This is a genomic window from Azospirillum sp. B510 (assembly GCF_000010725.1).
GTDB classification, from domain to species: Bacteria; Pseudomonadota; Alphaproteobacteria; order Azospirillales; family Azospirillaceae; genus Azospirillum; species Azospirillum lipoferum_B.
In genome coordinates this window covers 1,657,489-1,671,307 of sequence record NC_013854.1, presented here as the reverse complement: position 1 = coordinate 1,671,307, position 13,819 = coordinate 1,657,489, and the positions used below count along the sequence as shown (strand labels likewise).

The following is a 13,819-nucleotide window of genomic DNA, read 5'->3' as shown; positions in this document are numbered from 1 at the left end:
GGCTGTTGGAATGCACGGGCGCGGCGGGGCAATGTCGCCTGACGATCAGAACGGGAGCCGGGAAGCGTGCGCGACGAGATCGAGACCGGTGCCGAGCCCGCCTATCTTCAGGCCGGCACCCCCGCCTATCGCCGCGCCAGCCGCATCCTGTTCGTCGCCGGCTTCTCCACCTTCGCCACCCTCTATTGCGTGCAGCCGCTTCTTCCCGACTTCGTGCGGGAATTCGGGGTGTCGCCGGCCGAATCCAGCCTGTCGCTGTCGCTGACCACCGGCGTGCTGGCGGTGGCCCTACTGGTGGCCGGCGCCATCTCCGACGGGATCGGCCGCAAGCCGGTGATGGTGGCCGCCCTGCTCGGCGCCGGACTGCTCGGCATCGTCGGCGCCCTGATGCCGGACTGGCGCGGTTTCCTGGCCGTGCGGGCGCTGGAGGGCTTGGCGCTGAGCGGCCTGCCCGCCGTGGCGATGGCCTATGTCTCCGAGGAGGTCGATCCGAAATCGGCCGGGGTCGCCATGGGGCTCTATATCGGCGGTACCGCCATCGGCGGCATGTCCGGCCGGGTGCTGACCGCCGTCGTCACCGATCTCGGCAGCTGGAGGCTGGCGGTGGGGGTGGTCGGGGCGCTGGCGCTGGCGGCGGCGGTCACCGTCTGGGTCGCCCTGCCGCCGTCGCGTCATTTCGTCCGCCGCGCCGCCGGCCTGCCGGCGCTGGCGCGGGCATGGCGCGGGCTGCTGACCGACCCCGCGCTGCTCGGACTGTTCTCGCTGGGCTTCCTGCTGATGGGCGGATTCGTCACCGTCTTCAACTATATCGGCTTCCGCCTGAGCGAGCCGCCCTTCGGGCTGCGGCCGGCGATCGTCGGGGCGGTGTTCCTGGTCTACAGCTTCGGCGTCGTCAGCTCGCCGCTGTTCGGCGGCTGGTCGGGCCGGTTCGGGTCGAACCGCACGCTGGCGGCGGCGGTGGCGCTGATGGTGGCCGGGCTTGGGCTGATGGAGGTCGACAGCCTGGTCGCCATCGCTCCCGGCATCGCCCTGTTCACCTTCGCCTTCTTCGGCGCCCATTCCATCGTATCGGCCTGGATCGGCCGGCGGGCGGCGGTGGCGAGGGGACAGGCCTCGTCGATCTACCTGTTCTGCTACTATCTGGGGTCGACCTTGGCCGGGACGCTCGGCGGGCTGTTCTGGCACGGCCTCGGCTGGACCGGGGTGGCCGCCTTCGTCGGGCTGTTGCTTGCGGTCGCGGTTGGGGTGACGGCCGGGTTGCAGCGCAGTCGCTGATGGTGCGATGAAAGGTCGCGTCCGCGATTCGGCTTCTTGCGTTGCCCAATCCCGAGTATCAGGCTGTCTCAGGGCAACCGACGGGAGTGCGCGTTCGTGAGTCACCTGACCGTCTATTTGGAGAACGACGCCCATCGGCCGGAATTGAGCACCGCCGACCCCGCGCTGATGACCGGGCATCTGGCCCATAACGGCATCCTGTTCGAGCGCTGGGCGGCCGACGTCCCCCTGCCCGCCTCCGCCGACGGCGCAACGGTGCTGGCGGCCTATGCCGACCCGATCGAGCGGTTGAAGGCCGCCCGCCGTTACCGCACCGTCGACGTGGTGCGCGTCACCCCGCAGACCGAGGGCGTCGCCGATCTGCGCGCCAAATTCCTCGATGAGCATACCCATGACGAGGATGAGGCGCGCTTTTTCGTCGAGGGGGCCGGCGCCTTCCACATCCACGTCAGCAACCGGGTTTTCCGCGTGGTCTGCGAAGCGGGCGACCTGTTGAGCGTTCCCGCCGGTACGCCGCATTGGTTCGACATGGGCCGGCAGCCCCGCTTCACGACCATCCGCTTCTTCATGCTAGCGAATGGCTGGGTTGCACGTCCGACCGGCGACAGCATCGCCGCCCGCTTCCCGCCGTTCGAGACAGCCGCGGCAAAGACCGCCTGACATCTTCTCCCGCCCGTCCCGCCGGCATCGCCCCGGTCCCGCCCGCTTCCCGCCCCAAAAAATTCACTTGAATCACGGGCGGAAAAGCGTAAATCAAACGGCACGACGCACCCGCACGTGCCTATGGCCCTCTGTGGTTATGCTACGACGTACCGCGTCCTTTTTGGCAGAACCGACCATTCCAGTGGGTCGGTCCCGAGAGGGAGGTCAGTATGTACGCTGCCCACGGTGGGGCTGTGAGACGGTAGCTTTCTAGCCGGTAAACGACGCGCTGTTGCCTGGAGCTTCACAGCCCGGGGCCGCTGCTCGCACCGGCTTTTTCCGTCTCCCCCCCCCTTCAAAATCCGATCAATCGGCGATTCCGCTGCGCCACCCGCGCCCAAGCTCCGTGCTGGCCGCTTCGTGGTGCGGCTCGGGGATCGCCGTCTGCTCACCGGACCGGCCTGATGTCGCCGTCCGGGGATAGGAGTGCGCCATGGGTTTCCTGCGTTCCCGTTCCGCCGTCACCCCGCTGCGCCGCGTCGGCCTGAACGACAGCAGCGCCGTTTCGCTGGCCAGCGGCCGCCGGTCCACCGTGGCCCAGGCCGTCGCCCTGCACCGCCCGGAAGAGCCGATGCACTGCATCCGCCCCGGCGTCCTGGCCGACACCGCCGACAGCTTCCTGGCCGCCTTCACCGAAGCCGCCGATGCGGTCGGCCGTGGCGGCGACGTGCTCTATGCCGTGAAATGCAACCCGGAGCCGGCGGTGCTGCGCGCCCTGTGGGCCGGCGGGGTGCGCCATTTCGACGTCGCCTCTCCCGGCGAGATCCGCCTGATCCGCCAGATGTTTCCCGACGCCGTGCTGCATTACATGCACCCGGTCAAGGGCCGTCAGGCCATCCGCAACGCCTACCATCAATATGGCGTGCGCGATTTCGTGCTCGACAGCCAGGAGGAGCTGACCAAGATCCTTGAGGAGAGCGGCAACGCCGCCGACCTCGGTCTGGTCATCCGCCTCGCCCTGCCGAAGGGCAACGCCGTCTATGACCTGTCCGGCAAGTTCGGCGCCTCCCTGACCGACGCGGTGGAGCTGCTGCGCGCCGCCCGCGCGGTGGCGCCGAAGGTCGGGCTGTCCTTCCATGTCGGCTCGCAGATGCTCGACCCGTCGGCCTATGAGCGCGCCATCGCGCTGGCCGGCTATGTCATCGCCGAAAGCGGCGTCGCCATCGACATGCTGGATGTCGGCGGTGGTTTTCCGGTGTCCTATCCCGGCGTCACCCCGCCGCCGCTCGGCGACTTCATGGCCGCCATCGCCCGCGGCGTCGCGTCCATCGACCTGCCGTCGCACTGCCGCCTGTGGTGCGAGCCCGGCCGCGCGCTGGTCGCCCCCGGCGTCTCGCTGGTGGTGCAGGTGGTGAAGCGGCGCGGCGACGAGCTGTTCATCAATGACGGCGTCTATGGTGCCCTGTCGGATGCCGGCGTGCCCGGCTTCCGCTTTCCGGCCCGGCTGATCCGCCCGTTCGAGGCGATGGGCGACAACGGCGAGGCGGCCTTCAGCTTCTACGGCCCGACCTGCGACAGCGCCGACAAGATGGCCGGCCCCTTCATCCTGCCGGCCGACGTCAAGGCCGGCGACTGGATCGAGCTGGGACAGCTCGGTGCCTATGGCTCCTGCCTGCGCACCGCCTTCAACGGGTTCGACCAGGCGCGCGTCGTCGAAGTGTCGGACGCCCCCCTGCTCGCCACGCCCGGTTACCAGCTTCGCTCCTGCGCCGCGTGAAGGCGAAGCTGGTTTCTGTGGATAAAGCGTAAAGACATCCGTAACATTCAACGGTCCGGTGCGTCCCGTTTCCCCTTCTCCGAAGTGGGCGGGAGCGCCGGCCTATGTCGTTGGCCTAAACTACCTCGGGGAGACAAAAAATCATGGCCCTGGACACGAAGCTCTGCACGTTCACAGGCCGCATGGTCATCGTTGGATTCGGTTCGATTGGCCAGGGTGTTTTGCCACTGCTTCTCCGTCATATCGACGGACTTACGGCTGACCGGATCACCATCGTCACCGCCGAGGAGCGCGGACGCGAGGAGGCCGAGCTTTACGGCGTCGCCTTCCATAACAACCCGCTCGACAACGACAATTTCTTCCAGATTCTGAAGCCGCTGATCGACAAGGGCGATTTTCTGGTCAACCTGTCGGTCGACGTCTCGTCGATCGCGTTGATCGAATTCTGCCAGCGGGTCGGCGCCTTCTATACTGACACCTGCACCGAACCGTGGGCGGGCGGCTACACCGATTCCAGCCTGTCGCCGTCGCTGCGCTCCAACTACGCCCTGCGCGAATCGGCGCTGGCGCTGCGCGGCCGGTATGAGGGCGGTCCGACCGCGCTGATCACCCATGGCGCGAATCCGGGTCTGGTCTCGCATTTCGTCAAGCAGGCGCTGCTGAACATCGCCGCCGACACCGGCGTCGCGACCGAGATTCCGACCGACCGCGACGGCTGGGGCCGGCTGGCGCAGAAGCTGGGCATCAAGACCATCCATGTGGCGGAGCGCGACACCCAGGTGTCGAACCAGCCCAAGCAGATCGGCGAATTCGTCAACACCTGGTCGATCGACGGTTTCGTCGGCGAAGGCTGCCAGCCGGCCGAACTCGGCTGGGGCACCCACGAGAAGGGACTGCCGTCCGACGGGCGCCGGCACGAATTCGGTTGCGATGCCGCCATCTATCTGATGCGGCCGGGTGCGGCCACGCGCGTGCGCACCTGGACCCCGCTGGAGGGGCCGTTCCACGGCTTCCTCATCACCCACAGCGAGGCCATCTCGATTTCCGACTATTTCACGGTGCGCGACGGCGACCGCGTCGTCTACCGCCCGACCTGCCACTATGCCTACCACCCCTGCGACGACGCGGTGATGTCGCTGCACGAGCTGGCCGGCAAGAACTTCAACATGCAGGCCGAACAGCGGCTGATGATGCATGAGATCACCGGCGGCATGGACGAGCTTGGCGTGCTGCTGATGGGCCATGCCAAGGGCGCCTACTGGTATGGTTCGCGGCTCGACATCGATACCGCAAGGTCGCTCGCTCCCTACAACAACGCAACCTCGATGCAGGTGACCTCCACCGTGCTGGGCGGCATCATCTGGACGCTGGAGAACCCGAATCGGGGCGTGGTCGAACCGGACGAGGTGGACTTCCGCCGGGTGCTGGACATCGCCACCCCCTATCTGGGCGAGGTCGTCGGCGCCTATGGCGACTGGACTCCCTTGCAGGACCGCAATGTCCTGTTCCCGGAGGACATCGACGAGGATGATCCCTGGCAGTTCAAGAACTTCCGGATCGTTTGAGAGGGAATGGATGAACTGTCGCAGCCCCCGCCGCCCCTCCGGCCGCGGCGGCTGCGGCAGCGTTGCCACAGGGGGCGACGCGACGCGGTGACATTGCCCGCCGACGCGCCTTGAAACCGTTGACTTGGGCTTTCGCTTCCCCCAATCGTTCCAACATGCCCAAGCACGTCTCCCGGCGCGCCCGCGCCAACGCTCCGACCGCCGTCTCTCCCATCCTGCGCTCCGGCATCGTCGGGCTGATGGTGGCGTGTGGGGTCGCCGCAGTGGATTTGGCCATTCCGGATTCGGCCAATGCCCAGTCGCCGTCCCAGGCGCCGGTAAAGCCAGCCGTCAAACCGTCCCAGTCGCCGCTTCCCGGAACCAAGCCGGGCACACCGGCCCCCCAGGCGACCGGCGCGGAAGCCGGATCCAAGCAGGACCCCGTCCTGCTGACCGCCGATCAGGTCACCTTCGACGAGGTGAACAGCCTCGTCACCGCCAGCGGCAATGTCGAGCTCGCCCAGGGCAAGCGCAGCGTCCGCGCCGACAAGATAACCTACAATCAAAAGACCAAGGTGGTGATCGCCACCGGCAAGATTCGGCTGGTGGAGCCGTCTGGCGACATCGTGTTCGCCGACTATGCCGAACTGACCGACGATTTGAAGGACGTGTTCATCGAGAACATCCGCGTCCTGATGACCGACAACGGCCGCATGGCCGGCAATGAGGGCGAGCGGCGCGAGGGCCGCCTGACGCGCGTCAACCGCGGCGTCTACAGCCCTTGCGACCTGTGCAAGGAGGACCCGACCCGGCCGCCGCTCTGGCAGATCCGCGCCGTGCGCATCGTGCACGACAACGAGGAGCATGAGGTCCGTTATCGCGACGCGACGATGGAGATCTTCGGCATTCCCGTCGCCTACACGCCCTACCTGTCGCATCCCGATCCGTCGGTCGATCGCAAGAGCGGCTTCCTGACCCCGTCCTTCGGCAACAACTCCAATCTCGGCGCGATCCTCAAGACCCACTATTACTGGGACATCGCGCCGGACCAGGACGCCACCTTCGATCTGAATTATTATTCGAGGCAGGGACCGCTGCTCGGCGGCCAGTACCGCAAGCGGTTCGAGAACGGACGGCTGGAACTGGAGGGTGCCATCACCCGCGGTGACGTCGCCAACAGCAAGACCGTGCCGAAGGAGACGCGTAACCGTGGCTATATCGCGGCGCGCGGCCTGTTCGACATCGACGACACCTGGCGCGCCGGCTTCGACATCAAGCGCGCCACCGACCCGACCTTCCTGCGGCGCTACTATGATTTCCGCGACGATTATCTGACCAGCAAGGCCTATGTCGAGGGCTTCCGCGGCCGGAACTATGCGGCGATCACCGGCTACAGCTTCCAGGACATGCGGTACGGGAACAATGTCCCCGAGCCGGTCACCCTGCCCTATGCCCAATACAACGCCCTTGGCGAGCCGGGCAGCCTGTTGGGCGGGCGCTGGTCGTTCGACACCAACTTGCTGGCGGTGACGCGCCTTAAGAATGCCGGGCCCGACACCCAGCGCGTCATGATGCAACCGGGGTGGGAGCGCAACATCGTCTCCAACGCCGGCTTCATCACCACCCTGTCGGGCAGCGTGCTGGTCGCCGGCTATACCGCCCAACAGTTCAATTCGGCCGACCCGACGACCAAGGGTGCTGACAACATCGGCCGCTTCCGCTTCTTCCCGCAGGGGCAGGCGACCATCCGCTATCCGTTCGTCCGCTACGGCGACAGCTCGTCGCAACTGGTGGAGCCGGTCACTCAGCTGACCTTCGCGCCGAAGCTGCCCAACAACCGCATCTTCCCGAACGAAGACAGCCTGGACGTCGAATTCGACGACGTGAATCTGCTGCAACCCAACCGCTTCACCGGTATCGACCGGCTGGACGACGGCATGCGCTTCACCTACGGCCTGCGCACCGCGATCTATGGTTATAATCAGGGATCAGGCGCCCTCTTCCTGGGCCAGAGCCTGCGGCTCAGCGACAGCAGTGCCGGCTTCACCGGTGATACCGGGCTACAGAACCGCGTCTCCGACTATGTCGGGCGCCTGGACCTGCGGCCCGCCGACTGGCTCGACGTGAATTACGGTTTCCGCATCGACCACGATACGTTCCGCCCGCGCCGTCATTCACTCAACGCGTCGGCCGGTTTCCCGTTGCTGCGGTTGTCGACCTCCTACACCTATGTCGACCAGACGACAACCCGCAATGCCCAGACCCGCAACCGGGTGGAGCAGGCCACTTTCGGCTTGTCGTCCCAGTTCACCGATCATTGGGGCATCGGCATCACCCATACGCAGGCGATGGAACCGCAGCCGGGACCCCGTTCCAGCCAAGCGGTGCTCAGCTATAATGACGAATGTCTGGTGTTCCAGACCGTCGCCCAGCGCGACTACACCATCAGCACAACCGGTGAAAAGGATGGAAACACCATCTTCTTCCGGCTGGTCTTCAAAAATGTCGGCGAATTCAAGAGCCCCGGCATCAACGCCAGCTTCCTGGGTGGTGGTGGCCCGACCAGCCAGTAAGGAAGGGCGTCACATCCCGCAGGTGGTCGACAACGTGATCGGCCGCCTGCTCCGGCCGGTGGCCCAGCAGCACTCTTCTTCCGATCCCGGCCCTGGCCGCGGCCTGCATGTCGGTCGCCTGATCGCCGACAAGGATCGATTTCGACAAGTCGAGGTCGAGTCTCCGGGCCGCTTCCAGAATCATGCCGGGCGCTGGCTTTCTCCAGAAGCTGTCGCGCGCATAGGCGGGCAGAACGCCGTCGTTGTGAAAAGGACTGTGAAACACGCCGGCGATGTCCCCCCCGTGCCGATGGAACTCACCGACCATCCAATCGGTGAAGCGAAGAAACTCGGCTTCGGTGAAATCTCCGTGGGCGATCCCGGCCTGATTGGTGACGATCACCACGCGATAGCCGCGATCCACCGCCAGCCTTGTCAGATCGAAGATGCCATCCATGAACGCGAACCGGTGATGGGTGACGGCGTATCCGTGATCGACATTCACCACGCCATCGCGATCAAGGAACAGGGCGGGATAGGGCAAGGCTGCGTCCTGAAATGTTTCTCGGCACTCTGCGCGATCTTCGCGCCAGGATGCGGCAAAATGCCGACCGGAGCAAAGGGGAACCGCATGTCGGCAGCGGTCAAGGGGTTGCATCCCTTGGCCGTTGCCGTTAGCCATTGAGGTCGGACAAGACAGCCTGCCGCGACCGACATCATGACCCTGGGACGTTACGACTACGAAAGACGCTACCGCAAACGCGTAAGGGCGGGCGTGGTGAAGGTCGCGCTGCTGGCCGCGCTGGTGCTCGGCATCGGGCTGTTTTCCTATCAGATGGGCATCGAGCAGCTGAAGGGACGCGACGTGACCCTGCGCGAGGAGATCGCCACCCTGTCGCGCCAGAAGGCGGAGCTGGAGCTGCTGGCCAGCCAGATGCAGCATGCAGCCCGCACCGCCGAGGCGCGCGTCGGCGAACTGGAAGGCCGCCTCCAGCGCGAGGTGCCGACCGGCGATCTCGCCAAGCTGACGCAGCAGGTCGCGGAACGGCTGAAGGGCGGGCTCGACGCCAACCGCCTCGCCTTCGTCATCTCGCAGGCCCAGGTTCCGCGCAACTGCCAGCCGACCGACACCAAGCGCTTCACGCTCAGCACGCCGCTGCTGAAAGGGGGAGCGCGCGGCGTGACCTTCGGCAACGGCACGGTGACCGTGACCGGCGAGGGGCAATCCGCCCACAACCAGCAGGGCAACGCCGAAAGTTGGTTCGATCCGGGGCAGCCGGTGACCATCCGCATCACCGGCATGGCCGGCAAGGGCACCACGGTCAGCGGCGTGCTGCCGCTGCACCAGTCGCTGGTGGTCGACAACGCCGAATATCGCTTCACCATCGCCGCCGCCCAGCGCTCCTTCGTCGAGGTCACCGCCGACCGCTGCGCCTATCCCTGAGGCGGAACGGCGAAACCGCGCGGCGGCTCCCCGGCCCGGTGCATGGACCACATGGCCGCATAGGCCACTTCGATGGAACGGGCGAAACGGTCAGTATCGAACAGTGGGGCGGTGTCGCGCCCCCGTTCCAGCCGCAGCCGCAGCGCCGCAAGCTCCGCCGGCTGGCCGGCGAGACGCCGTGCCGTCGCCTCGTAGGCATCCCAATCCGGCAGCACCAGCTCCGGCAGGTCGACCGCGCGCAGCAGGCTGGCGGCGACCCGGCCGGCGAAGGTGCGGCCGGGCACCGTCAGCACCGGCAACCCGGCCCACAGCGCATCGCTGGCCGTGGTGTGGGCGCCGACCGGGCTTGAATCGAGAAACAGATCGGCCAGCCGGTGGCGCGCCAGATGATCGGGACCGGGCAGGCGCGGGGCGAAGACCAGCCGCTCCGGCGCCACGCCGCGCGCCGACGCCGCGCGCCGCAGGTTGAGCGCGACCTCCGCCGGCCCCTCCAGCAGCCACAGCATCGATCCCGGCACGCCTTCGAGAATCCGGCACCAGCGGCCGAACAGCTCCGGCCCGATCTTGTAGGAGGCGTTGAAGGCGCAGAAGACGACGCCATCGGCCGGCAATCCGCAATCCGCCCGTTCCGGCACCGGACCGATCCTCCGCCGGCGGTCGTTCGGCTGGTAGCTGTCGGGCAAATGGACGATGCGCTCGCTGTAGAAGCGCTGCTGATCGGCCGGCACGACCACCGGGTCGGCGATGACATAATCGATGGCCGGACTGCCCAGCGTGCCGGGATAGCCCAGCCATTGCGCCTGGACCGGCGCCGGCCGACGGGCGGCGATGCCGGGACGGGCGTTCTGGGTGTGGCCCTTCAGGTCGACGAGGATGTCGATGCCGGCCTGATGGATCGACTGGGCCGCCGCCTCGTCCGTCTGGCCGGACAGGTCGAGGAAACGGTCGAATCCGGCGAGCAGCCGCCGGCGCGACGGCCCGCCATCGTCGGGGCCGTAGGAGCAGCCGACGATCTCGAACCGCCCGCGGTCGTGCCGTTCGACCAGTTCGGCGATCAGCACGGCGGTGGCGTGTTCATGGAAATCGGCCGAGAGATAGCCGATTCGCAGCTTCGGTCCGTCGGCGGGCCCGGCGGCGGAGCGCGACGGAAAGGCGGGCTTGACGCCGCTTGTCCTCCAGGCGGCATAACGTTCGGCGCAGGCGCGCTCCAGCGCCGGCCCCGCCCCTTCGCCGAGGAAGATCCAGGGATGGACCTGCTGGGTCCGCCCTTCGCGCACCAGTTCGACCAGCCGCCCCGACAACGCCGCCAGCCCGTCCCAACGGCAGAGATGGCGGCGCTGCTGCACCAGCTGCGCCAGCACGCCGCCCGCATCGGGCAAGCCGATGCGCAAAGCCCGCTCGAAGCCGGCGATGCTCGCCGCGGCATCCGTCGCCGGGCCTCCGCGCTGTCCGCGCTCCTTCAGCGTCAGGGCGAGGTTCGCCTGCCCCTCCGCCAGATCGGGCCGCAGGCACAGGCAAAGGCGGAAGCCGGCCGTCGCCCGGTCGAGGTCGCCACGGTCGCGGTGAAGCGCAGCCATCGCCAGCCGGGCCGGCACCAGCGCCGGATCAATCCCGAGAGCGCGGCGCAGCGGCGCTTCCGCCTCGTCCAAACGGCCCAGCTCGCGCAGCAGGACGCCCTGGTTGCAAGGGGCCGGGGCGAAATGCGGCATCAGCCTTGCGGCCTCGCCATAGGCGGCGGCGGCCTCCGCCGGGCGGCCGAGGGCCTGAAGGGTCACGCCCCAATTATAGTGGTTGCCGCCGAAATCCGGCAGCCACTCCAAGGCCTTGCGGTGATGGGCCTCCGCCTCGGCGAGGCGGCCCTGGCGCCGGGACGCCTCGCCGAGGTTGGAGCGGGCCACCGCCTCTTCCGGCGTGCCGGCCTGTTCCAGGCTGTCGAGCGCCGCGAACAGGGCCGAGAGCAACGTGCCGTCGCCGGGCTTGGCGATCAGCTGGCGGCGCAGGTCGACGATGGCACCCCGGCCGAGCATGGGCGAGGAGGTCACTTGCGCTGCCACTGGCCGGCGGCGGTCATCACGAACTGGCCCGCCGGGGTGCGGTCGATGAGTTGCTGGCCGGCGACCGCCTGAACCTTGTCGAGCGCCGTGCCGTTGCCCTTGGCGATCTCCTGGTAGCGGGCCAGCCGCTGGACGTTCACCTGCTGCGCCAGCGCCTGCGCCGAGGCGGGAGCGCCGGGAACCACCCCTACCATCCCGTCCGGCCGCTCGCCCAACTGGCCGGCGGCCTTGGCATCGGCCAGCGCATCCTGGGCAAGGGCCAGCCGCGGCAGGGTGGACCATGCCAGCAGCCCGGCGGCCAGTGCCGACAGGAGCAGCCGGCCAGCCTGTCGGCGGTTTAGGAACTCGCTCGTCATCATTTCCTCCCCTTCGCCGAAGAGGGCGCGGCCCCGGCCGGCAGGCCGAACAGGGCGGGATCGTTGCGGATGGTGTCGTCGACGTCGCGTTCCAGCTTGACCCGCACCTCCTGCTCGATGCGGACGTTCAGGTTGATCTCGATCGGTTTGTCGGGCGCCTCGATCTTCACCGTCGGTGCGCAGGCGCTCACCAGCGCCGACAGCAGCAGGAGGGCCGTCAGGCTCGCGGACGAGGAGGTCGAAGGCGGCGATTTGGCGGGCGGAAATCTGGTCACCATGGTGGCGGTCATTGGTCCTTCTGGTCGGAGCCGGTCATCCGGTCCCGCAGCCTGTCGGTGATCCGGTAGACGTCGAGGTTCTGGCGCAGAATCCGGTCGAGCGCACCAGACAGCTTAAGGTTAAGGGCAACCGGATAGCCATCGTAGAATGACGGGTTGGCGCCGCGCAGCGAGAAGCCGGCGCTGAGGTCGCCACCGGCCCGCCCGTCGATGGTGATCCGCAGGCTGTCATAATGGAAGTCGGTCAGCGCGCCCATCAGCATGGCGGTCGGGCTGCCCTCCTCCCCGGTCAGCGCGGCGGGCGGCTTTTCGGGATCGTAGCGCAGCGTGCCGGGGGCCGTGGCCTCCAGCACGCCGCCATCCACCGTCACCATGTCGTCGGCGAAAACCACCGGCAGGGAGCCGGACAGGCTGCCGGTCGCCGCCAGCCCGTCGACCGCGATCAGGTCCAGCAGCTTGGCCGCATCGATGCCCTCGGCATGCAGGGTGACGGTTCCCTTTGGCTTGCCGGGTGCCAGTTCGAACGGGTCGGCGCGCAGCAGACCGCCGGCCCAGCGCCATTCGGCCCGGTCCACGTCCAGCCGCCGGTCGCGGCCATAGCCGAACAGCAGCGTGCCGTCGGTCAGCGGAATGCCGACATCGAGCAGGCCGACGGACAGCTTCTGCCCGGCGGGAATCACCGGCGGCGACAGGCTGGACAGGGCGACCGTGCCATCGACGGCGGCGACCGTCACCGGCCCGGCGGCACCGGCGAGCCCCTTCACCGTGGCGCGCCCGGTTGTGGTCAGGCCCTTGGCGCTCCAGGCCAGCGTCGCCTTGCCCGACAGGGTGCCGGACGCCTTTTCCAGATAGGTCGCCGCGAGGGGCGAAACGGCGGCAAGGCCGGGGCCGCCCGGAGCGAGCCGGACCGGCTTCACCACCGCGTCGAGTTTTCCCAACCCGGTGGCCGGATCGAAATCGCCGGCCAGGGTAACGGAGAGAAGTCCGTCGGCGCCCTTGGCGCTGCCGTCGATCGTCCAAGGCCCGTCGCCCGCCCCGGCCCGCAACGCCTGCTCCGCCCGCAGCATGACGGCGAGCGGGACGACGGGTGCCGGCTTGGCCGTGCTGATCAGCCGTCCGACCGTGGCGTCGGCCCGCCGTTGCCGCTCATCCTGTTCCAGCCGCAGCGCCATCTCTTCGGCACGCTGCCCACTGGCCGGAACATCGAGGCGCGGCACCCGCAGATCCGCCGCGACGGAGAGGGTATCGGGCGACCAGCGCAGAAGCGGGCCATCCGGTATGGCGCACAGCTCGGCACCCTGCGGCAGTTCCAACGATTGTCCGGTGGCGATCAGCCGCTGCGCCGTGGCGGACAGGCAACCGTCCGGCGTGATCGTCACCGCCGCGCCATCAATCCCCGCCACCAGCGCGCCCGACAGGGTGATCCGCCCGGACATCGGCAGGTCCCGCGCCGCGGCGGCGGCCTCCAGCGGGCCGCTGTCGCCGGTGAATTCCAGCCGCAGGCCGCGCCAGCCATCGGCGATGCGCGGATGGATGACGGTCACGACGGCACCGGTGAAGCCGGCGTCCCGCAGAGCCTGAGCGGCGAAACCGCTGATCAGCGCCGGACCGGCCAGGATCGCCGCGCCCAGCCCGACGACACCGAGCGTCATCGCGATCGCCGTGCTTCCCGCTATCGCCCGCCCCAGCCTCACACCGCGCCTCCTCTTCCCATCTTATCCAACGGCACATCCAAGGAGACCGGCTTGCCATGCCCACGGCCGGATGAACAGCCGGACAAGCGGCCTTCATCCGTGACTTTTGGCGGATCGGCCATACAGACGCTCATTTCGCCAGGGCGGCTTTGCATTCCGACGCTTTTCCCCTATGGTCCGCTTCGCGGATTTCAGCTCATCGG

11 protein-coding genes are annotated in these 13,819 nt (G+C 68.0%); 6 read left to right on the top strand and 5 right to left on the bottom strand.

Annotated elements, in window-relative coordinates:
• Positions 1-66: 66 nt before the first annotated feature.
• From AZL_RS07685 to AZL_RS07665, 5 genes are all read left to right on the top strand, one after another.
• Positions 67-1,275, top strand: a complete 1,209-nt coding sequence (locus AZL_RS07685) for an MFS transporter (protein WP_012974061.1) — start codon at positions 67-69, stop codon at positions 1,273-1,275.
• A 96-nt stretch (positions 1,276-1,371) separates the two neighbouring features.
• Positions 1,372-1,935, top strand: coding sequence for a 1,2-dihydroxy-3-keto-5-methylthiopentene dioxygenase (locus AZL_RS07680; protein WP_012974060.1), 564 nt, complete (start codon positions 1,372-1,374; stop codon positions 1,933-1,935).
• Between the two features lie 475 nt (positions 1,936-2,410).
• Positions 2,411-3,694 carry a type III PLP-dependent enzyme gene (locus AZL_RS07675; protein WP_012974059.1) on the top strand — a complete coding sequence of 428 codons (1,284 nt, stop codon included), beginning with the start codon at positions 2,411-2,413 and terminating at the stop codon, positions 3,692-3,694.
• A gap of 143 nt (positions 3,695-3,837) precedes the next feature.
• Positions 3,838-5,259, top strand: coding sequence for a homospermidine synthase (locus AZL_RS07670; RefSeq protein ID WP_012974058.1), 1,422 nt, complete (start codon positions 3,838-3,840; stop codon positions 5,257-5,259).
• A gap of 155 nt (positions 5,260-5,414) precedes the next feature.
• Positions 5,415-7,811 carry an LPS-assembly protein LptD gene (locus AZL_RS07665; RefSeq protein ID WP_012974057.1) on the top strand — a complete coding sequence of 799 codons (2,397 nt, stop codon included), beginning with the start codon at positions 5,415-5,417 and terminating at the stop codon, positions 7,809-7,811.
• Here AZL_RS07665 and AZL_RS07660 read toward each other — a convergent pair.
• Positions 7,768-8,334 carry a D-glycero-alpha-D-manno-heptose-1,7-bisphosphate 7-phosphatase gene (locus AZL_RS07660; protein ID WP_012974056.1) on the bottom strand — a complete coding sequence of 189 codons (567 nt, stop codon included), beginning with the start codon at positions 8,332-8,334 and terminating at the stop codon, positions 7,768-7,770. The two genes, AZL_RS07665 and AZL_RS07660, sit on opposite strands and share 44 nt — an antisense overlap.
• Positions 8,335-8,508: 174 nt before the next feature.
• On the opposite strand from AZL_RS07660, the gene AZL_RS07655 reads away from it, so the two are divergent.
• Complete coding sequence (locus tag AZL_RS07655; protein WP_012974055.1) at positions 8,509-9,234, top strand: hypothetical protein; 726 nt, start codon at positions 8,509-8,511, stop codon at positions 9,232-9,234.
• Here AZL_RS07655 and AZL_RS07650 read toward each other — a convergent pair.
• The 4 genes from AZL_RS07650 to AZL_RS07635 are packed head-to-tail and all read right to left on the bottom strand — an operon-like array spanning position 9,225 to position 13,574.
• On the bottom strand, positions 9,225-11,276 hold the full coding sequence (locus AZL_RS07650) for a tetratricopeptide repeat protein (protein WP_247894167.1): 2,052 nt from the start codon (positions 11,274-11,276) through the stop codon (positions 9,225-9,227). The two genes, AZL_RS07655 and AZL_RS07650, sit on opposite strands and share 10 nt — an antisense overlap.
• Positions 11,273-11,647, bottom strand: a complete 375-nt coding sequence (locus AZL_RS07645; protein WP_012974053.1) for a YdbL family protein — start codon at positions 11,645-11,647, stop codon at positions 11,273-11,275. Before AZL_RS07645 ends, AZL_RS07650 begins: the two co-directional genes overlap by 4 nt.
• Entirely contained in the window at positions 11,644-11,934 is a 291-nt protein-coding gene (locus tag AZL_RS07640) for a YnbE family lipoprotein (RefSeq protein ID WP_012974052.1), read from the bottom strand. Before AZL_RS07640 ends, AZL_RS07645 begins: the two co-directional genes overlap by 4 nt.
• Entirely contained in the window at positions 11,931-13,574 is a 1,644-nt protein-coding gene (locus AZL_RS07635) for an intermembrane phospholipid transport protein YdbH family protein (protein WP_247894166.1), read from the bottom strand. Before AZL_RS07635 ends, AZL_RS07640 begins: the two co-directional genes overlap by 4 nt.
• Positions 13,575-13,819: the final 245 nt, after the last annotated feature.